Raw genomic sequence first — 1,479 nt, forward strand, 5'->3', positions numbered from 1 at the left:
GGGGCGCCCCGCGTGCCGCAGCCCGCGCGCGGGGTGCGCGGCCCCCGGCGCCGCGCGCGCGGGCCCGGGTGCCGTCAGGCGGCCGCGGCGCCCTCGGCGGCGGGGTCGGGGGCGGAGCCGGGGTCGGGGTCGGTGCGCGGGCCGCCGCGGCGCCCGCCGCGAAACTCCCGGTCGACGGCGGTGGCGACCGCCTCGGGCAGGTCCGCGGCGCGCTCGTCCGCCTCCTCCTGCGTGAGGCGCCCGTCGGTGACGGCCCGCGCCAGCCGCTCCTCCCCCGCGGCGACGAGGGCGTCGACGAGGACCTGGCGCTCCACGTCGTGCTCGGCGGCCACGGAGGCCGGGGTGGCGCCCTCGGCCCGCAGCGCGGTGCGCAACTCCTCCTCGGTGACGCCGATGGCCTCGGCGGCCGCGGCGAGGTCGACGACGCGCCCGCCGCCCGGACCGCCGCCGGGTCCGCCGCCGGGGCCGCCGCGCAGCGCGTCGGAGGCGTCCAGGGTGGTGGCCACCGCGTCGGCCTGCTCCTGGGTCAGGGTGCCGTCGGTGACGAGCCCGGCCAGCGCGTCGGCGAGGCGCTGCAGCCGGTCGCCGGCGCCCGTGCCGTCGCTGGACGAGCCGGTGGTGCCCTCCGCGGCCGACGCCAGCGGCGCCCCCAGCAGCACCAGGCCCAGCCCGCCGGCGGCCACGGCCCCCGCGGTCCCCGCGGCCACGACCCTCTTGGTGATCCTCACGATGTCCTCCTGCTCGAGCGTCCGGGGCGCTCGTGCGCCCTCCCCCTCCTGTCTCGGGGGTGGAGCTGTGGCGGGGCTGTGGTGGGGGCCTGGACGTGCTGGGAGCGCCGGCTCAGACGCCGGCGGCGGCCTGCGCCTCCAGGTCGGCGAGGTCCACGAGCAGGCTGGCGGCGCCGTGCAGGCGGTCGCTGAGGGCGTCCACGCCGGGCGAGAGGACGGTCAGCTCACCGCGCTCGGCGAGGTCGGCGAAGATGCCGTCGTTGCTGACGACGAGGTACTCCGCGGGGCCGGGGACCGTGGCCGCGGCCTCCAGCAGCACCAGGTCGGCGACGTCGGGGCCGGCGGCGACCGGCTGGGCGCGGCGGGCGAACTCCGCCAGCCAGGGCCGGGAGCGCTGCACCGAGCCCACCTGGCCGGCGAGGGTGACGTGGTCGGCCTGGCGGGCCAGCTCGACCACCACGCCGAGCCGGGCGCGCAGCCGGCCGCGCACCGCGCGCAGGTTGTCCAGGTCGACCAGCAGGACGCGGGTCACCCCGCCGGTGCCGGACCACACGGGGTACTCGCGCACGAGGGCGCGCAGCGCGTCGCCGAACGGGTCGGGGCCCTCGTCGGGGACCTCCTCGGCGGGCAGGTCCTCCAGCCGGAACCACTCGTAGTCGTCCCGCCAGTCCGGCCCGTCGCCCAGTCCCACGGGGCGATGCTCCCAGGTCGGCGCGCCCGGGGGCGCGGTGGACGGGTCCCCGGGCGCGCC

The 1,479-nt window shown here is 80.6% G+C and carries 2 protein-coding genes; both read right to left on the minus strand.

Annotated features, from left to right (window positions below; genetic code table 11):
- Positions 1–74: 74 nt before the first annotated feature.
- The gene (locus ACRYR7_RS25490) at positions 75–728 is read right to left on the minus strand and encodes a hypothetical protein (RefSeq protein ID WP_432575189.1); all 654 of its coding nucleotides are present in this window, start codon (positions 726–728) and stop codon (positions 75–77) included.
- Between the two features lie 112 nt (positions 729–840).
- Positions 841–1,419: a hypothetical protein gene (locus tag ACRYR7_RS25495; RefSeq protein WP_432575190.1), complete on the minus strand. Its 579-nt coding sequence runs from the start codon at positions 1,417–1,419 to the stop codon at positions 841–843.
- Positions 1,420–1,479: the final 60 nt, after the last annotated feature.

Source organism: Kineococcus gurbantunggutensis, from assembly GCF_050871925.1.
Taxonomy (GTDB): domain Bacteria; phylum Actinomycetota; class Actinomycetes; order Actinomycetales; family Kineococcaceae; genus Kineococcus.